The following is an 18,930-nucleotide window of genomic DNA, read 5'->3' on the forward strand; positions in this document are numbered from 1 at the left end:
GCGATTCCTACCGGGGCAGGTTCAGCGGGTGATCAGTTCGATCACGGTGGCGTCCAGCTCGGCATCGCGATGGACCACGGTCTCACCGCGCCCGACGGCCGCGGTGCGCAGCAGCTCGGTCGCGGTCGGCACCTGATCGCGGGCCACTTCGAGCAGGAAGATCCCCTGCTCGGCGAGGATTCCGGGCAATCCGTCGGCCCAGCAGCGCAGCGGATCGAGTCCATCGGCACCGCCGTCGACCGAACCGCGAGGCTCGCATTCCCTGGCCTCGTAGGGCATCAGCGCGATCGCACCGGTGGGCACATAGGGCAGGTTGGCCGCGATCACCCGAAACCGGGAACCGGTCAGGTCGGCCGCCGACGCGGCGCACCGGACCTCGCAACCGGGCAGATTCCGGCGGGCCACCGCCAGTGAGCGGTCATCCCGATCGACGGCGGTGACGACGACCCCCGGCGCGTGGCGGGTGATGTAGGCCGCCACCGGGCCCGCGCCGCAACCGATGTCCAGGAAGGCATCCCCGGCCACCAACCGGTCGACCGCGAGCCGGGCCAGCAGTTCGGTACGCGGCCGCGGGATGAACACCCCCGGCTCGATCCGCAGCCGCAGTCCCGCGAAGTCGGCGTACCCCACCAGGTATTGGATCGGCTCGCCGGCGACCCGCCGGTCGACCAGCCGCCGCAGTCCCTGCTCGTCCCCCGCCGCCTCGGCGAGCGCGGCCAGCTCGTCCTCGGCGAACACCGACCCCGATCCCCGCAACGCGGTGATCAGCTCCGCCCGCAGGTCATCGGCGCCGATCATCCAACCCTTCGCCCGGTCGCGGCGAGTTCGTGCACGATGTCCTTGGTCTGGGCGTAAAGCCGCAGGTATTGCTCGAACAGCACCCGATACGCGTCAGCCGCAGCAACGTCGGGGGTGATCGTCTCCACGATCGGATTCCAGGAATCGATGTCTGGCTTGGCATTCTCGTCGGCGACCGCGCCGGCCGCCACGAACGCACCGCCGTAGCTCGCGCCGATCGTGGTCCGCGGGAGCTGCTGTTCCAGACCGGTGATGTCGGAGACCAGCTGCAACCACAACTGCGCCTGGGCGCCGCCACCGACCGCGACGATCCGGGTGATCTCGGCACCGGCATCGCGCATCGTCTCGACGTTGTGCCGGACGGCCAGCGCGGTGGCCTCCAGGGTGGCGCGGTAGAGGTCGCCGCGGCCGTGGTCGAGGGTGAGCCCGGCGATCACACCGCGGGCATCGGGGTCCTGGATCGGCGTACGCTCCCCCGCGAAGTAGGGCAGCATCAGCAGGCCGCGGGCGCCGATCCCGGAGGCCTCGGCCTCGGCGGTCAACGTCGGATAGTCGGCGTCGGTGAGCTTGCTCAGCCAGGTGGTGAGGGCGCCGGAGGTGGCCAGCCCGCCGGCCAGGTTCCGGGTGCCGGGCAGCGCTCCGGCGGTGGTCCACATCGAGGGGGTACGCAGGGTCTGTGCGCCGGTGGCGATGAGGAACATCGTGGTGCCATACATCAGCATCAGGTCGCCGATGCCGTGGGCGCCGACGCTGATCGCCTCGGCCCAGGCGTCGATGGTGCCGACGATGACCGGTGTGCCGGCCGGCAGCCCGGTCACCTCGGCGGCCGCGTCGGTGACGGTGCCGGCGACCTCGGTGGACCAGGCCAGCTCCGGCGCCTCGATCTCACCGGCGTACCGCTCCCACCAGGGGGCGTACCAGGATTCCTGCTCGATGTCGTAGAGCGGCGAGGTCTGGCTCGCCGACTGGTGGTCGAGGACGTAGGCGCCGGTGAGGTGGCGAACCAGCCAGGAGGCGGGCATGAAGAACCGCCGGGCCCGGGCGAAGGCGTCGGGTTCCTCGTCGGCGATCCAGGCGATCTTGGCACCGGCGGCCTGTGAGGTGAGCACCGAGCCGCCGACCCGGGTGATCTCGTCGATGCCGAGCTCCTCGGTCAGCCGTTCGATCTGACGGCCGGCGCGGGTGTCCACGCCGTAGAGGATCGCGGGGCGTACCGGCTCGTCGTGCTCGTCGGCCAGCACGACGCAGGGACCCATCCCACTCACCCCGACCGCGACCACCTCCGCGTCGTCGACGGCGGCCAGCAGTTCCCGGGTGATCTCGACGAACTCGTCCCACCAGATGCGGGCGTCCATCTCCACCCAGCCGACCTGTGGCCGGTCGACCTCATGCGCACGGGTCGCACTGGCGAGGATCGCACCATCCTCGCCGGCCAGCACCCCCTTGCTGCTCGAGGTGCCGATATCCACACCCAGGGTGCACCGCATGCCGATCCTCTCCACGACGGGTTTCGCTTCACCCTAGACCGTTGCCGAGCGCAATCACCTCCGGCGGCAGGGGTTCCATCAAGCGGTCGTCGATGGCGGTGATCGGGACGATGCCCGAGAGACTGCTGGTCCAGAACGCGGACCGGTATCGACCATCGAGTCTCGGGGGCTCGATGGCGATCGGTACGCCGAGGTGCGGCGCCCGCTCGAGGATGATCCGGCGGGTCACCCCGGGCAGCAGGTCGTCGCGCAGCGGCGGGGTGACCCAACTGCCGTCTTCTCTCTGCAGGAAGAGATTGCCGCGACTGGTCTCCAGCAGGACCCCGTCGTCGGCGACGAACAGGGGGAACGCGTCACCGGCCTCGCGTTCGGCCCAGTCCAGCCAGGCGCGGTCGATCCACTTGTGCCGCCACAGGCCGTCGGGGCGCGGCATGGTGACGGCCGAACCGGCAGTGGAGCCGCCGGCGAACGGGGACCGGGTGACGGTGACCTGGAGCGTCCCGGCGTCCGGGCGGGCGAGCACGCGGACCGCCTCTGCTCCGGTTCCGGGAGCGCCGTCCCGGTGGAGTTCGGCGGCGAGCGCCTCGGGCAAACCGCATCGATAGAGCTCGCGGCAGGAGCGATCCAACCTGGCGAGATGCTCGGCGAGCCAGGGAATCCGACCGTCGATCGCGAGCATCGTCTCGAACACCCCGGCGGCCGGATCCACCTGCGTGGGTGAGGATTCCGGGAGATCGAGGCCCGGCGCCAACCGGGTTCCGGCGGCGGTGATCAGGGGCACAGCCTTGTGCAGGCATTCGCGCCACTCCAGCATCGGCACGCTGTCGGTGGTGATCCCGCCACCGACACCGAGCTCGATCAGGTCACGTGCGATCTCGAAGCTGCGGATCACCACATTGAACTCGGATCGGATCGGTCCGCTCAGCCCGAAGGCACCGGTGTAGGCACCGCGCGGCTCGGTCTCGATCACCGCGATCCCTTGCAGGGCACCGGATTTGGGGGCACCGGTCACCGATCCCGGCGGGAAGGTGGCGTGCAGCAGGGCGGCCGGGTCGACCGTCGCCGCCAGCTGGGCGCTGACGGTGGAGACCAGATGCCAGACCCCGGGATGCGGTTCCAGCGCGAGCAGATCGTCGACGCGTACCGTGCCGGGGACAGCGACCCGGGCCAGGTCGTTGCGCATCAGGTCGAGGATCATGATGTTCTCCGCGCTGTCCTTGGCGGAGGCCCGCAGTGCGGAATCCTGCTCCCCCGGTCGCCTGGGTGCGGTGCCCTTGATCGGTGAGCTGCGGACGGTCCGCGTGCCGTCGGATCCGGAATCGACGGCCAGGAACAGTTCCGGGCTGAAGCTCGCCAGCGTCTGTTCGGGCGTGGCGATCAGGCCACCGCGCACCGGCTGCAACTGCTCGGCCATCGCGGCGAACATCGCCGGTGCCGAGCCGGTGAAGTCGGCGTGCAGGCGGGTGCAGAGGTTGAGCTGATAGAAGTCACCCGCCGCGATCCGCCGGATGGTCTCCTCGACCCCGGACAGGTGCTGGTTGCGGGCCTGCTCCGGTGCGATCCGGGTGGCGAACTCACCGCAGGACCAGGCCGGCGCCGCCCCCGGTGCCGCGAGCCGCTGCCGCCAGTCGGCGAGCGCTGCGGCGTACGCCTGGTCGCGGCCGGGCAGCCCGAGCGCCTCGAAACACCAGCCCCCGTCGGGCGACCAGCGCAACAGGGAGTCGTACCAACCGAGCATCGAGGTGCCGCCGTCGAAGCCGACCACCCCAAGCCAACCGCCACCGACGAGATCACTCGTCCGGTCGACCTCCACCAGCAGCGGCTGATCGGCGAGCAGCTCGATCGCCTCGGCCGATCCCAGCCCGGCGCCGAACCGTTGCGGCCGCAGCCCGATCAGCACCCCGCCGCCGAACCAGCCATCACCCCAGAGCACCGCCGGATGGTCCTCGATCGCCAGACCCGCGACGACCGCCGCGGGCGGCGTACCGGAATCGAGCGGGACGCGGAAGGGCTGCACCGCTCCATCCTGCCGTCTCCGGACGGGGTCCCGCCTGCGACAAATGTCGGGTTCGACCTCCCGGCCGTCATGCGACGTCCCCCAACGACGAAGCCCCTGGCGACTCTCGTCTGCCAGGGGCTTGCTCTGCGCGCTCGGAGGGATTCGAACCCCCAACCTTCTGATCCGTAGTCAGATGCTCTATCCGTTAAGCTACGAGCGCTCGGGAGGATCACGTCACCGTGAACCGAGGACACACCTTACCCCACCGCATCACCCCGGTCCAATCGATATCCGGGGGCTCTCGGCATGCCCTCGGCGCAAACCTACTCACCGGAAGCGTAAGCAGTCTCACACCGACCACTGGTCTGTTTTTGATAAGACCAGTAGGTTCGCTGGGCTAGGGTGATACCACTCGGCGCACTGGTATCTATCCATCGTCGCCACCAAGACAACATCCATCTACCGCAGGAGTACGACGACGTGACTGCCACCGTTGGCCAGGCCGCACCCACCAAGCACCGCGAACTGCTGGAGTGGGTCGAAGAGGTCGCCGCCCTCACCAAGCCGGACGCCGTCCGCTGGTGCGATGGGTCGGACGCCGAGTGGAAGGAGTTCACCGACGCGCTCGTGGACAAGGGCGTGGCCACCCGGCTGAACGACGAGGCGAAGCCCAACTCCTTCTACCTCCGCTCCTCCCCCGCCGATGTGGCGCGGGTCGAGGACCGCACCTACATCTGCACCGAGACCGAGCAGGGCGCCGGCCCGACCAACAACTGGGTCGCCCCGGCCGAGATGAAGCAGACCATGACCGAGCTCTACGACGGTTCGATGAAGGGCCGCACCATGTATGTGGTGCCGTTCTGCATGGGCCCGATCGACGCCGACGACCCGAAGTTCGGCGTCGAGATCACCGACTCGGAATACGTCGTCATCTCGATGAAGATCATGACCCGGATGGGCACCCAGGCGCTCGAGGCGATGGGCACCGACAAGCCGTTCGTGAAGTGCCTGCACTCGGTCGGCGCCCCGCTGGCCGACGGCCAGGAGGACGTCGCCTGGCCCTGCAACGAGACCAAGTACATCTCCCACTTCCCCGAGACCCGCGAGATCTGGTCCTACGGTTCGGGTTACGGCGGCAACGCGCTGCTCGGCAAGAAGTGCTACGCGCTGCGGATCGCCTCGGCGATGGCCCACGACGAGGGCTGGCTCGCCGAGCACATGCTGATCCTCGAGCTGACCTCGCCCGAGAACAAGAAGTACGTGATCTGCGCCGCCTTCCCGTCGGCCTGCGGCAAGACCAACCTGGCGATGCTCGAACCGACCATCCCGGGTTGGACCGTGAAGACCCTGGGCGATGACATCGCCTGGATGCGGTTCGGCGAGGACGGCCGGCTGTACGCGGTGAACCCGGAGAACGGCTTCTTCGGCGTGGCGCCCGGCACCGGTTACCAGACCAACCCGAACGCCATGCGTACGATCGAGAAGGGCAACTCGATCTTCACCAACGTCGCCCTCACCGACCACGGTGACGTCTGGTGGGAGGGGATGACCCCGACCAAGCCGGAGCACCTGACCGACTGGCACGGCAACTCCTGGACCCCGGAGTCCGACGCCCCGGCGGCCCACCCGAACAGCCGCTTCACCACCCCGATCGACCAGTCGCCGATCCTGTCGGAGGACTTCAACAACCCCAAGGGCGTACCGGTCGACGCCATCCTCTTCGGCGGCCGCCGCGCCACCACCGTGCCGCTGGTCGCCCAGTCCCGCGACTGGAACCATGGCACCTTCATGGGCGCCACCTGCTCCTCGGAGACCACCGCTGCCGCCACCGGCGCGGTCGGCGTGGTCCGCCGCGACCCGATGGCGATGCTGCCGTTCATCGGTTACAACGCCAACGACTACCTGCAGCACTGGATCAACGTCGGCGAGCAGGGCGGCGACAAGATGCCCGCCATCTTCTACGTGAACTGGTTCCGCAAGTCCGATGAGGGCAAGTTCCTGTGGCCGGGCTTCGGCGACAACAGCCGCGTCCTGGAGTGGGTGATCAACCGCCTGGAGGGCACCGCCGAGGCCGTCGACACCCCGATCGGTGCGATCCCGGCGCCGGGCTCGCTCAACGTCGAGGGTCTGAGCATCGACGAGGCCGATCTGGACGCCGCCACCCGCGTGGACACCGAGGAATGGCAGCGTGAGCTGCCGTTGATCGAGGAGTGGTTCGCCAAGCTCGGTGACGTGCCGCAGGCCCTGCGCGACGAGCTCGACGGCCTGAAGCAGCGCCTCGGCTGAGTCGTACGCCGCCAGCAGTCACGGCTGCTTCGAGGGCCCCGGGCGATCGCCCGGGGCCCTCGTGCTGTCATCGCACATCGTTGTCGCGACCCGATCTGGTGCGGCCCGTCCGCATTGGGTGACAATGTCTGGCGGGTGCGACGAGGCACCCCAACACGATCGGAGCCCACCCCCATGGCGACGCGCGGAACCCAACCCAACCGGCCGGTGCGGCCGGAACTGACCATGTCCCGTCGGCGGATACTCGCCCTGGGTGCCGCTGGAGCGGTGACCGGTATCGGCCCAGCGATGCTCTGGAGCCCGTCGGCCCAGGCCGCGGTCGATCCGTTCGACGATCTCCGGCAACGCTGGGTGAGTCTGCTCACCGGCGGCGCTGAACTCGATCGCACGCACCCCCGGATCGCCTCGCAGATCAAGACCCTGTCGGACCGTGCCGCTGATTTCCTGGCGACGGGGGCGAACCCGCCGCCCGCGGCCGCCTCGATCTGGGCCGACCTGCCGATGTCCGGCCCGAAGGAGAGCAACATCGCGCTGTCCTACCAACGGATCCTGGCAGTGGCGACGGCGTGGGCGACGCAGGGCACCGCGCAGTACGCCGACCCGGCCGTCGCAGCCACGCTCGTGACGTGGTACCAGCACATGACCGCGTGGTGGTACAACCTCACGGTCCCCAAGGTCGGGAACTGGTGGTTCTGGGAGATCGGGATCCCCCGGACCCTCGGTGACCTGTCGATCCTGATCGATGGCCTTCTCACGCAGGATCAACGAGACGCCGCCATGGCCGCGGTACGCCGGTTCACCCCGGACCCGAACTTCCGAGGGACGAGCACGAACTTCGCCGAGACCGGAGGCAATCGCGCCGACAAAGCGCTGGCATGCCTGTTGCGCGGAATCACCGCCCGCTCCGAAACGGACATGACCCTGGGCAGAGACGCACTGAGCGACCGGGCCGGCAGTGGTCGCAACAGCCTGTTCCGACTGGTCACCTCCGGTAACGGCTTCTACGCCGACGGTTCCTATATCGACCACGGCAAACTCCCCTACGTCGGCACCTACGGCAACGTCGCGTTGAGCGGCGTCGCCCGCTCCCTCGTCCTGCTCGCGAACAGCCGGTGGGCGGTGACCGACCCGCAGCTGACCACCATCCTCGACGCTCCTGAGCGGTCCTTCGCGCCGTTCATCTGGAACGGCCGAATGCTCGAAACAGTTCGCGGCCGGGCGGTCTCACGCGAGCGGGAACGTGACTTCCACGACGGATTCAACACCGCCAACTCCCTCATCCTGCTCGCCACCCAGATGGCAGAGCCGTATGCAACCGCCTATCGCCGGCTCGCCAAGGGATGGTTGACCCGGTGCAGTGCCGACTACGCCGAGACCGCCGGCATCCCGGAATTGTCACGGGCGCTGCCGTTGCTCGCCGATACCTCGGTGGTCGGCGCACCCGAACCACTGGGCAATCGGCAGTTCGGCTCGCAGGAACGAATGGTCCACCGAGGTCCGGGCTGGGCCTTCAGCGTGGCCACCTCATCGAACCGGATCGGTCGCTACGAATGGGGGAACGATGAGAACAACCTGGGTTGGCACCAGGGCGACGGTGCGGCGTACCTGTACCTCGACGGGGACCAGGGCCAGTTCGCCGACGACTACTGGCCGACGGTGGATCCGTATCGGTTGCCCGGCACCACCGCCTCACTCGCCCCGAGGGCATCGGGTGCTGACGGGGCCGGGACGGGTATCCCGGCCGCGACCAATCCCTGGAGCGGTGGCGTCGGCCTGGCCGGGCGGTGGGGTACCGCAGGCATGGATCTCGTCAATACGCTCGGCAATCTGTCCGCCAAGAAGTCCTGGTTCCTGCTCGATGACGCCATCGTCGCGGTCGGTTCGGGAATCAGGGTCACCGGCTCCGGAGCCGAAACCACGGTGGAGAACAGGGGATTCCCCGCTGCCGGCCGGGTGGAGCTGACCGTCGATGGCGCGGATGTCAGCGGCGCGGTGGAGCACCTCACTCCGCGGTGGGCGCACCTGGCGGAGGTCGCGGGTTACCTGTTCCTCGGTGAACAGAGCGTGCGCGCAGCGGTGGCCGAGCGGAGTGGGACCTGGCGAGACGTCAACTCCGGCGCCGACACCGGTGGCTCCACGGCGCTGAAGACCCGTCGGTACGCCACGCTCGGGGTACGGCACGACGCGGGAACGACGGACGGGCGCTACGGGTACGTCATCCTCCCGGGACGCAGTCGCGAGCAGACGATCGAAGCAGCGTCGGAATTCGCGATCGAGGTGGTACGCCAGGACGACAGCGCACACATCGTCCGCGTGAATCGGCGGGGCACCTGGTTTCTCTTCGCGCACCTCTTCGCACCGGTATCCGATGGGCCCGTCACCTCGACGCGACCCTGTGCCCTGCTGGCCGCGGGCAGAGGTCGGACCGCTCAGCTGGCGGTGTCGTCACCGACCCGGATCGGTGACCGGGCGCAGATCTCCGTGGACCTGACGAGGCCCTTCCGCACGGTCGTGTCCGCACACGAGCGGTTACGGGTGTCCGGCGGCCGGATCGTCACGATCGACGCGAACCTCGCTGCCAGCGCCGACGCCTCGTTCGAGGTGCAGCTGACGAACTGAGCCCGAGGTCAGAGCAGGCCGCGGCGGCGGGCGATCGCGGCGGCCTCCTGCCGGTTCGCGGCACCGAGCTTGGCGAGCACGTTGGACACGTGCACGCTGACGGTCTTGGTCGCGATGAACAGCTGCTTGCCGATCTCGCCGTTGGAGCGGCCCTCGGCGACCAGTGCGAGGATCTCCCGTTCCCTGGGGGTGAGCACGTCGGCGGTGGCCGGCCGGTCCGCGGCGAGCTGCGCCAGCAGCGGGCGTACGCCCAACCGCTCGGCGACGGCGCGGGCCTGCTCGGCCAGCTCGCGGGCCGCGGCCGACCCGGGATCGCGGGCCCGCAGCACCTCGGCGTACCGGGCCCGGCAGCGTGCCAGTTCCAGCACCTCACCGTCCCGGTCGAAGGCCGCGCAGGCCGCCGCCCAGGCCGCATCCAGCTCCTCGGCGTCGACGTCGGCACCGGTGGCCAGTTCCAACCGGAGGGCCTCGGCCCGGGTCCGCAGCAACCACGCCCGGGCCTCCGGCCCGACCAGGTCCCGACCCGCACCGCCGCGTTCGAAGGAGGCCTCCGAACCGGTCACCAGGGTTTCGCCGAACCGCCGCAACTGCTGGCCGCGGCGCCGCAACCGGTCCCACTGCCCGCTCGGTGCGGTGGCCGCCGCATCGGCCAGCAGCCCGAGCAGGACCGCGCTGAGCCGGATGCCGACCAACGAATGCCCGCCCCACAAGCGATTCAGGGTGTCCAGCGCGTCGGTGTAGAGGTTCTCGGCGGCATCGAGGCGGCCCTCGCGGGCGAACAGCTCCATCCCGGGCTGGGCGGTGAGCACCACCAGCAGGCTCTCCGCGCTCCACCACTGCCGCAACCGGGACAGCTCGGCCGGCGTCCCCTCCCCGGCCGCCACCCGCAGCCCGAACGGCACCGCCTCCAGCAGCGCCCTGGCCGGTTGCGGGGGCGGGTCACCGGTCACCGCGACCCGGCGGCGCGCACCCGGCCAGTCACCCAGTTGGGCGGCGACGAGCGCACCGAGCAGGGCACAGTCCAGCGCCCACGGTGCCCAGACGCGCCGTAGCCGGTGGGCCGCGCGGATGCCGGCGTCGAAGTGCCGCAGCGCGGCCGCCAGCTCGCCGACGCGCTGTTCCAGTGAACCGAGCTGGTGCCAGGCCCGGATCTGGGCCGGCTGGTCGGTGCCGTCCAGCTCGGCGGCGAGTTCGGTGAGCCGGGCCCGCTGCTCGGCCACGTCGGCACCGGCCTCGTAGGCCCGGGCGAGGATGGCGCGCAGCTCCCCCGCCTCACGTGGCAGACCGACCTCGTCGGTGAGCGCGAGGGCCTCCTCGCCGAGCTGCAACGCCTCGGCGTACCGGCGGGCGTCGACCAGGGCCTGCACCCGGGAGCGCAGCACCCACAACCGCAGCTGGTCCCGCTCCGGGCCGAGCAGGCCGACGGCCTCCTCGGTGAGCCCGAGCGCGTCGATCTCCTGTTCGGTGGCGCGGGCGTCCATCACCAGATCCGCGATCAGATGGGCCCGGTGCACCGGGTCGAAGGGCGCGGTCGGATCCTCGAGCCGCTCCCGGCGCAACTGCACCGCACGATTCGGGTCACCGGACTGGCTGGCCGCGGTCGCGGCCCGCAGCGTGGTCCAGTCGCGTCGCTCGTCGTCGGCGGCCAGCAGACCGAGGGCGCGCTCGAACCGGCGCAGGCCCTCCTGCGGCGCCCCGAGCCGCATCGCGTCCTCACCGGCCTCGAGGTTGGCGGTGATCGCGGTCGCCAGATCCCCGGCCGCGGCGGCATGCCGGGCCAGCGCGGCGGCCCCGCCGAGACCGGGATCGGTGCGCAGCGCGTCGGCGTAGCGGCGGTGCGCTCGTCGTCGCTCTCCGGGCAGCTGGTCGGCGTACTCGGTCTCGGCGATCAGCGCATGCCGGAAGGAGTAGCCGTCGGCGGTGGTCTCCAGCAGGTGGTGCGATACCGCGGCACGCAGGGCCTCATCGAGCTCGTCGTCGGCCAGGTCGCTGACGGCGGCGAGCAGGTCGTGGCTGACCCGGCGGCCGGCGACGGCGGCGAGCCGCACCACCGCGCGGGCGCGCGGTTCGAGCTGGTCGACGCGGACCCGCAGCACCCGGGCCAGGTCGGCACCGACGGGTTCTCCCAGCCCGGCGGCCATCGTCAGTTCCTCGGCGAAGAAGGCGTTTCCCTCCGCCCGCTCGATCACCGCGGCCACCTCGTCCTCGGCCAGATCGCCGCGCACCGAGCCGACGATCCGGCGCACCTCGGCTGCCGGCAGCGGACCGAGGTCGAGCCGCTGGGCGAGCCGGGACCAGTGCGCGAGCGTACGCCCCAGCGGGTGGCCGGGATGCAGGTCGTCGCTGCGGTAGGAGAGGACCATCGACACCGGTTCGGCGAACCCGCGGGTGAGCAGCAGGGTGAACAGGTCGCGGGAGGAATCGTCGATCCAGTGCACATCCTCGATCACCAGCAGCACGGGCCGTTCGCGGCCCAGTCGGCCGAGCAGGGCGTGCACACCTTCGGCCAGCCGAGCCGGTTCGGTGACGGTGTCGGCACCACCACCGGCGGCCAGCTCGGCCAGCCGCGGGTGGGTCTCGGCGACCTCGGCGAACACCTCCGGTGCGGCTCGTTGGACCCGGGTGACCACCTCGGTGACCGGCAGATAGGGCAGCTCCTGACCGCCCTGGCCGAGGCAGTGCCCGATCAGCACCAGCCGGCCCTGGGCGCCTGCCCGCGCGGTCAGCTCGCGCAGCAGCCTGGTCTTGCCGATCCCGGCATCGCCGGAGAGCAGCACGCTGATCGCGGCCTCGGGATCGAGGGACTGCTGCAACCAGGCGAGTTCGTCGTCGCGTCCGACGATGGCGCTGGCAGCAGGCATGGGTTGATTATTGCGGGCCGCGGTGACAGCAGCGATCGGATTCCGCGGTGGGCGGAGCGCGCGCCTGCGGTCGGCACCGGACACCAAAAAACTCCGCCCAGATCAGCTCTGCGACGGAGTCGGTTGGCGGAGGCGGCGGGATTTGAACCCGCGATGGGGTTTAAGCCCCAAACCCGCTTAGCAGGCGGGCGCCATAGACCGGACTAGGCGACGCCTCCACGGCCACCGGCGATGGTGACCGAGGAGAACGTTACTTGGTCGCACGCCCCGCGAGCAATCTGGATGACGGCCACCGGGCCGGTGCAAGCCTCCAGCACTGGTCGAGATCTGCCCCGGTGGGATTTGGGCCCTCGGCAGGCACCCCCGGTACGCTGCGTGCTGGCCGACGAGAGAAGGATCCCCCACGTGAGCACCCTTGGCAGCCGCAGCGAGGCGTCCGCGGGCTCAACCGCGTACGTTCCCGGCGGCACCACCCATGCGTTTCGACGCAGTGCCCTGTGGACCGCGATCGGCACCTATCTGCCCGGCCTCGGACTGGCCCGAGCCGGTCGTCGGCGTACCGGGGCGATCATTCTCGGTGTCTTCCTGGCGGTCATCGCCGGCCTGCTGATCTGGGCCCTGGTCGACAGCCGCTCGCTGCTCACCCTGGCCATCAACACCGCCTTCCTGAAGACGATGGTGATCGTGCTGCCGCTGATCGCGCTCGTCTGGGCCGGTGTCGTGGTGGTCACCCATCTGCTGCTCCGACCGCGCCGGCTGACCAACCTGCAGCGCGGTCTGGGCGCCGGTCTGGTCGGGGTGCTCTGCTTCACCGTGACCGCACCGATGGCGGTCGCCGCGCGCTACTCGTTCGACCAGAGCCAACTCGTCGACACCATCTTCCGCCGCGGCGACAGCATCCGCTCCGGCACCGCACCCGGCCTGGACACCGTCGATCCGTGGCGGAACAAGCCGCGGGTCAACCTGCTGCTGCTCGGCGGCGACGCCGGCAAGGACCGCACCGGCACGCGTACCGACACCGTCATCGTCGCCAGCATCGACACCCGCACCGGTGACACGGTGCTGATCTCGCTGCCGCGGAACACCGCCCGGATGCCGTTCCCGGCCAACTCCCCGCTCAGCCAGTACTATCCCGACGGCTTCACCAGCGGCGACGCCGACGACCAGGAGTTCATGCTGAACTCCATCTACGACAACGTCCCGCAGAACGTCCCCGCCGACGTCCTCGGACCGACCGACGATCTCGGTGCCGATGCGCTCAAGCTGTCGGTCGGTGAGGCCACCGGGCTGAAGATCGACTACTACGTGCTGGTCCAGCTCGAGGGCTTCCACAAGCTGGTGGACGCCCTCGGCGGGGTCACGGTCAACATCAACACCTGGATCGCGATCGGCGGTCAGACCGACCTCGGCATCAAACCGAAGGGTGCGCTGCGCCCCGGCCCGAACCAGCACCTGAACGGCGATCAGGCGCTCTGGTACGCCCGGGGGCGCTACGGTTCGGACGACTTCCAGCGGATGGATCGCCAGCGCTGCGTCATCGACGCGGTGATCAAGCAGGCCAATCCGGCGAACATGCTGACCCGCTACGAGGCGGTGGCCCGGCAGAGCAAGGACATCGTGAAGACCGACATGCCGCAGGAGATCCTGCCGGCGATGGTCGACCTGTCGCTGCGGGTGAAGAACGGCGGGAAGACCCGCAGCATCGTGCTCAAACACGGCCAGGACGGCTTCTTGTCGAACCGACCCGACTTCGAGCTGATCAGGCAGCGGGTCGCCACCGCCACCAAGCCGCGACCGGCGCCCACCACACCGCCGCCGGCCCCGCAGACCCAGGCCCCGGGGGCGCCAGCGCCGCAGCCGCCGACCTCCCAGGCACCCCGGACCGAGGCCCCCGTCACCCAGGCACCGACCACTCAGGCGCCCGCCAGCCAGACGCCGTCGCGGCGGGCGAGCACCCCGGCTCAGGGCTCGGGTTCGGCGACTACGCCGAGCGCCGCGCCCAGCACCGCGACCGCGCCCGCGGAGGACCTGTCGGATTCCTGCGCGTACAAACCGGAGATCGCGGAACAGCAACCGCCCGTCCCACCGTGGGAGCAGTGATGAGCGATCCGTCGCAGAACCGTGAAGTCAGCGTGCACGTCCTCCGCCCCGCCCCGCCGATCCGCGCCTTCGGGCTGGCCTCGGTGTTCACCGTGCTCGGCGCGGTGCTCTTGGTGACCGCGTACGCCCAGGGCTGGTCGACGGTGTTGAAGGTGCTCTTCGGGATCGTCCTGGTGCTCGGGCTGGCCCTGCTCGGCGCGGCGATCGCCACGGTGGTCCGGATGCGGGTCCGCGCCGAACTCACCCCGACCGGTTACAGCTTCCGCACCCCGGCCGGCGTACGCCACGGCACCTGGGCCGACACCGCGAAGGTGACCACCTCCGAATCCGGCCACCGGCTCAGCTTCGTCGACAACGACGAGCGGGTGCAGCACGTGATCTCCCCGGTCGGCGGCGAGTCCCCGGAGATGTCGGCGCTGACCACCGAGATCATCGAGCGGCTGGAATCCAGCCGGGACTGACGTGGCGGCGAGAGTGGGATTCGAACCCACGGAACGGTCGCCCGCTCGGCCGCTTTCAAGGCGGCTGCACTAGTCCACTATGCGATCTCGCCAGCACCCCGATCGGGGCGCAGCGGCCATGGTACCGACTGGGGGCGATGACCGCTGTCGGATCGGGCATCTAAGGTGTGGTCCATGGTCGATGCGGACGTTCCCGAGCAGATGAAAGCGGTCGTCGCCGAGGGGTCCGGCGACCCGGATGTGTTGCGGGTGACCGAGGTCCCCACACCGCGGCCGAAGCCCGGTCAGGTGTTGATCAAGGTGATCGCAGCCGGGGTCAACCGGGCCGATGTGATGCAGCGCCGCGGGTTCTATCCGCCGCCGCCCGGCGAGTCCGAGGTGATCGGGCTGGAGGTCTCCGGCAGCATCGCCCAGGTCACCGACGGGGTCGAGGGCTGGCAGGTCGGCGACGAGTGTCTGGCGCTGCTCGCCGGCGGCGGGTACGCCGAATACGTCGCCGTCGACGCCGGCCAGGTGGTGCCGCTGCCGCCCGGGGTGGATGCGGTGACCGCAGCCGGGGTGCTCGAGGTCGCAGCGACCGTGCAGTCCAATACCGAGATCGCCCACCTCTCCCCCCGTGACGCCTATCTGGTGCACGGCGGCGCCGGTGGGATCGGCAGCTTCGCGATCCAGTACGCCAAGGCGCTCGGCTGCACCGTGTTCACCACCGCCGGATCCGCGGAGAAGCTCGCATACTGCCGCGACCTCGGCGCCGACCACGCGATCGACTACCACGACGACTGGGTGACCGCGGTTCGCGATGCCGGTGGGGTCGACGTGATCCTGGACAACATGGGTGCCAAATATCTCGAGTCGAATCTGGCCGCGCTGCGCCCCGACGGCCGACTGACCGTGATCGGGCTGATGGGTGGCCGCAAGGCCGAGCTGAACCTCGGTGAGCTGCTGGCCAAGCGGGGCTCGGTGGCCGCCACCTCGCTGCGCTCCCGGCCGGCCGAGCAGAAGGCGGCGATCTGCGCCGGGGTCGTCGAGCGGATCTGGCCGATGTTCGCCGACGGGCAGATCAAACCGGCACCGACCGAGGTGTTCCCGCTCGCCGACGTCGTCGCCGCGCACGAATACTTCGACTCGGGTGAGCACCGCGGCAAGATCGTGCTGACGGTCTGAGCGACGCGATGCCGACCACCGCCCACCCCGAGGTGCTCGCCACCCTGCGGTTCATCACCGAGCACCAGAGCGAGCCGCTGACGCTCGCCGAGGTGGCGGATGCGGTCGGTTACAGCCCGTTCCATCTGGCGCGGCGGTTCAAGGCCGAGGTCGGCCTGGCGCCGATGCAGTGGCTCGCCGCGCAGCGCTTCCTGCGGGCCCGACAGTTGCTGCTCGACTCGGACGCGAGCGTCACCGACATCTGCATGGAGGTCGGCTTCTCCTCGTTGGGCACCTTCACCCGCCGGTTCACCGGGGAGGTGGGGCTGGGCCCGAGCGAGTTCCGCCGGTTGCCGGATCGGTTGCACGACGAGCCGGCGCGGTTCGCACACGTGCCCGGGCTGGACCCCGCAGGCGGTCGACTCAGCGGCCGGATCCGATTCACCGAGGCGGCGCGGGCCAGGGTCGGTCGGGATCCGGTGATCTACATCGGATTGTTCGCCGAACGAGCGGCCCGCGGCCGACCGGTCTGCGGTTCGCATCTGCGCGGCACCGACGTCTTCGGTTTCACCGATATCCCGCCCGGGCAGTACTGGCTGCTCGCCTCCGCATACGCCGACGACGACCCATTGCGCCCGCTCACCGATGCATGGCCGGTGGCCGGCGGCACCGGCGCCCCGGTACGGATCGGACGCGGGCTGACCAGCGGCCAGCAGGTGCTGATGGCCACGCCCGGGGAGTGGGCCACCCCGATCACGGTCGCGCTGCCCGCGCTGACCGCCGAACGGACGGCCGCCCGGCCGCCGATCCCGCTGCCGGTGCCGATGCACGACGGCGTCTGGCAGCCCCGATGATCAGGAGGATTCGATGAAGGTGGGCGTCTGCATCCTGCCGGAGTACGCCTGGGCGGAGGCCGCACCGCGCTGGCGGGCGGTCGAGGAACTGGGGTTCGACCACGCGTGGACCTATGACCATCTGGTCTGGAGCGGTCTGCCCGACGCGCCCTGGCACAGCACGGTGGTGACGCTGACCGCGGCGGCCACCGTCACCGACCGGATCCCGCTGGGCACCTGGGTCGCCTCCCCGAACTTCCGGCACCCGGTGCCGTTCGCCCGCGACCTGGTCAGCCTGACCGACGTCGCCGGGCCGGGCCGGGTGATCTGCGCGATCGGCTCCGGCGGCGACACCGACGCCGAGCTGCTCGGCGAGCAGCTCAGCCGCGGTGAGCGGACCCGGCGCTTCGGAGAGTTCGTCGGGCTGCTGCGGCGTGCCCTGGTGGAGGATCCGTTGAACCACTCCGGCCCGCGCTACACGGTGCACGGCTATCGCAACCTCGCCGGGGCCGCCGCCGAGCCGCCGCGGGTGGTCGTCGCCGCCACCGGCCCGCGCGGGATGCGGCTCGCGATCGAACAGGGCGACGGCTGGGCCACCACCGGCATCGGCGGGGATGACAACGAGGCCTGGTGGCAGGGCGTACGCCAGCTCACCGAGGCCCTGGCCGAGGCCGGCGGCCGATCACTGGATCGCTATCTGAGCATCGACGCCGGGCCCGAATTCTCCTTGCAGAGCAAGGAATTCTGCCTCGATCAGCTGGGCCGCGCCGCCGAGCTCGGCTTCACCGACGTGGTGCTGCACTGGCCGCGACCCACCGACCCCTACCGCGGATCGGAGCAGGTCCTCGAGGCCGTCGCCGCCGAGCTCCCCCGGTTGCGCTGACGTCCCGATCATCCCCCTCGCCCACCCGCCCGAACGATGCACCTTTGATGCCCGTGAGGCATCAAGGATTCGCTTGATGCCGGGTGAGCATCAAGGATTCGTTTGATGCCCGGTGAGCATCAAGGATCCGTTTGATGCCCGGTGAGCATCACGAAATTCTTTGATACCTCCTTGGCATCAGAACCGGACCGGTTGGCGCCCGTCCATTGGGGGCGAAGAACTCGTTAGCGGCCGTCGGACACCGCGGCTAGCCTCACTCGGGTGAGGAGATATGCCGAGGTCTGGGCGATCCCGGTGGTGCGTCAGGTGCTGCTGCTGGGCGCGCTCTGCCGCATCCCGATGTTCGGGGCCTCGGTGCTGCTCACCCTGCATGTGGTGCAACGTCTCGACCCGCGCTACACCGCCGCGGGCGTGATCGCGATGGCGGCCACGCTGGCCATCGGGATCGCCGGTCCCTGGCGCGGCCGGATGCTCGATCGGTTCGGGCTGCGGCGTACCCTGCTGCCCTCGCTGATCGTGATGCCGATCTGCTGGGTGATCGCGCCGTGGGTCGGTTACTGGCCGCTGCTGGTGCTGGTCGTCATCTCCGGGCTGTTCACGGTGCCGGCGTTCTCGATGGTCCGGCAGGCGCTCGCCGGCGCCACCTCCGGGCCGCAGCGCAACACCGCGATGGCATTGGACTCGGTGATCGCCGAGATCTGTTTCATGATCGGTCCCGCGGCCGGCGTCTTCGCGGGCACCCAGTGGGGCACCACCTGGACGCTGATGATCTTCCAACTCTGCCTGGTGCTCGGTGGTGTGGTGATGTTCTGGGTGAACCCGCCGCTGCGCTCGGAGGGCGAGGACACCGAGCAGGCCCCGCCGAGCCGCTGGGTGACGCCGGCGGTGCTGGCGATCTTCGCCGCCACCGTGGCCACCATCGTCGCGGTCACCGCGACCGACCTCGGCGTGGTCGCCGGGCTGCGCGAACTCGGCGCGCAGTGGGTGATCGGCCCGGCGATGGCGGTCTGGGGGCTGGGCTCGGCCATCGGCGGACTGTTCTACGGCGCGATCAGCCACCGGGTGCCGACCTGGGTGCCCGTGCTCGGCCTCGGCGTCACCACCGCCCTGATCGCGCTGGCCACCGATCCCTGGTCGATGACGTTGCTGCTGCTGCTCGCCGGCGTCTTCTGCGCGCCCGCCTTCGTGGCCACCACCACCGCGCTCTCGGTGCTCGTCCCGGCCCGCTTCCGCGGTGAGGCATTCGGCTGGCACGGTTCCATGATCACCGCCGGTGGTGCGCTCACCGCCCCGACGATCGGGCTGGCGATCGACAAGGCCGGCTGGCCGGCCGGCTTCGTGGCCGGCGGGGTCGTCGCGGTGATCATCGCGCTGGCCTGGCCGCTGGTCCGCCGGGTGCACCGGCGCCGCGCGCACCCGGTGTCCGAACCGGTCGGTTGAGCCCCTCCTATGCTGGCCCG

The 18,930-nt window shown here is 70.3% G+C and carries 12 protein-coding genes and 3 tRNA genes; 8 read left to right on the top strand and 7 right to left on the bottom strand.

Annotation, left to right across the window (positions count from 1 at the left end; translation table 11 throughout):
- Positions 1-21: 21 nt before the first annotated feature.
- The 4 genes from C8D81_RS08850 to C8D81_RS08865 form a co-directional block, all read right to left on the bottom strand.
- Positions 22-798, bottom strand: coding sequence for a N5-glutamine methyltransferase family protein (locus tag C8D81_RS08850; RefSeq protein WP_133625933.1), 777 nt, complete (start codon positions 796-798; stop codon positions 22-24).
- On the bottom strand, positions 795-2,285 hold the full coding sequence (locus tag C8D81_RS08855; protein WP_133625934.1) for an FGGY-family carbohydrate kinase: 1,491 nt from the start codon (positions 2,283-2,285) through the stop codon (positions 795-797). Before C8D81_RS08855 ends, C8D81_RS08850 begins: the two co-directional genes overlap by 4 nt.
- A gap of 28 nt (positions 2,286-2,313) precedes the next feature.
- Positions 2,314-4,302 (bottom strand): bifunctional chorismate-binding protein/class IV aminotransferase, encoded by a 1,989-nt coding sequence (locus C8D81_RS08860; protein WP_133625935.1) that lies wholly within the window; start codon positions 4,300-4,302, stop codon positions 2,314-2,316.
- A 129-nt stretch (positions 4,303-4,431) separates the two neighbouring features.
- A tRNA-Arg gene (locus C8D81_RS08865) sits at positions 4,432-4,504 on the bottom strand.
- Positions 4,505-4,764: 260 nt separating this feature from the next.
- Here C8D81_RS08865 and C8D81_RS08870 point away from each other — a divergent pair.
- The gene (locus C8D81_RS08870; protein ID WP_133625936.1) at positions 4,765-6,570 is read left to right on the top strand and encodes a phosphoenolpyruvate carboxykinase (GTP); all 1,806 of its coding nucleotides are present in this window, start codon (positions 4,765-4,767) and stop codon (positions 6,568-6,570) included.
- Positions 6,571-6,744: 174 nt separating this feature from the next.
- Positions 6,745-9,189 carry a polysaccharide lyase 8 family protein gene (locus C8D81_RS08875; RefSeq protein WP_133625937.1) on the top strand — a complete coding sequence of 815 codons (2,445 nt, stop codon included), beginning with the start codon at positions 6,745-6,747 and terminating at the stop codon, positions 9,187-9,189.
- 8 nt (positions 9,190-9,197) lie between these two features.
- On the opposite strand, the gene C8D81_RS08880 is transcribed toward C8D81_RS08875, so the two are convergent.
- Together C8D81_RS08880 and C8D81_RS08885 are read right to left on the bottom strand one after the other, a co-directional pair.
- A complete protein-coding gene (locus C8D81_RS08880; RefSeq protein WP_133625938.1) occupies positions 9,198-12,050 on the bottom strand; it encodes a helix-turn-helix transcriptional regulator in 2,853 nt (950 codons plus the stop codon).
- 124 nt (positions 12,051-12,174) lie between these two features.
- Positions 12,175-12,268 (bottom strand) — tRNA-Ser (locus C8D81_RS08885).
- A 187-nt stretch (positions 12,269-12,455) separates the two neighbouring features.
- Here C8D81_RS08885 and C8D81_RS08890 point away from each other — a divergent pair.
- Together C8D81_RS08890 and C8D81_RS08895 are read left to right on the top strand one after the other, a co-directional pair.
- Positions 12,456-14,150 (top strand): LCP family protein, encoded by a 1,695-nt coding sequence (locus C8D81_RS08890; RefSeq protein ID WP_166646738.1) that lies wholly within the window; start codon positions 12,456-12,458, stop codon positions 14,148-14,150.
- Positions 14,150-14,611: a hypothetical protein gene (locus C8D81_RS08895; RefSeq protein ID WP_133625940.1), complete on the top strand. Its 462-nt coding sequence runs from the start codon at positions 14,150-14,152 to the stop codon at positions 14,609-14,611. The genes C8D81_RS08890 and C8D81_RS08895 overlap by 1 nt, the downstream gene beginning before the upstream one ends.
- A gap of 2 nt (positions 14,612-14,613) precedes the next feature.
- On the opposite strand, the gene C8D81_RS08900 is transcribed toward C8D81_RS08895, so the two are convergent.
- Positions 14,614-14,703 (bottom strand) — tRNA-Ser (locus C8D81_RS08900).
- Positions 14,704-14,785: 82 nt separating this feature from the next.
- Between C8D81_RS08900 and C8D81_RS08905 the strand changes: the two genes are divergently transcribed.
- From C8D81_RS08905 to C8D81_RS08920, 4 genes are all read left to right on the top strand, one after another.
- A complete protein-coding gene (locus C8D81_RS08905) occupies positions 14,786-15,775 on the top strand; it encodes an NAD(P)H-quinone oxidoreductase (RefSeq protein WP_229237947.1) in 990 nt (329 codons plus the stop codon).
- Between the two features lie 8 nt (positions 15,776-15,783).
- Entirely contained in the window at positions 15,784-16,608 is an 825-nt protein-coding gene (locus tag C8D81_RS08910) for a helix-turn-helix transcriptional regulator (RefSeq protein WP_133625941.1), read from the top strand.
- 13 nt (positions 16,609-16,621) lie between these two features.
- Positions 16,622-17,470 carry an LLM class flavin-dependent oxidoreductase gene (locus C8D81_RS08915; protein ID WP_133625942.1) on the top strand — a complete coding sequence of 283 codons (849 nt, stop codon included), beginning with the start codon at positions 16,622-16,624 and terminating at the stop codon, positions 17,468-17,470.
- 261 nt (positions 17,471-17,731) lie between these two features.
- A complete protein-coding gene (locus C8D81_RS08920) occupies positions 17,732-18,910 on the top strand; it encodes an MFS transporter (RefSeq protein WP_133625943.1) in 1,179 nt (392 codons plus the stop codon).
- Positions 18,911-18,930: the final 20 nt, after the last annotated feature.

It is taken from the genome of Enemella evansiae (assembly GCF_004362375.1).
GTDB classification, from domain to species: domain Bacteria; phylum Actinomycetota; class Actinomycetes; order Propionibacteriales; family Propionibacteriaceae; genus Enemella; species Enemella evansiae.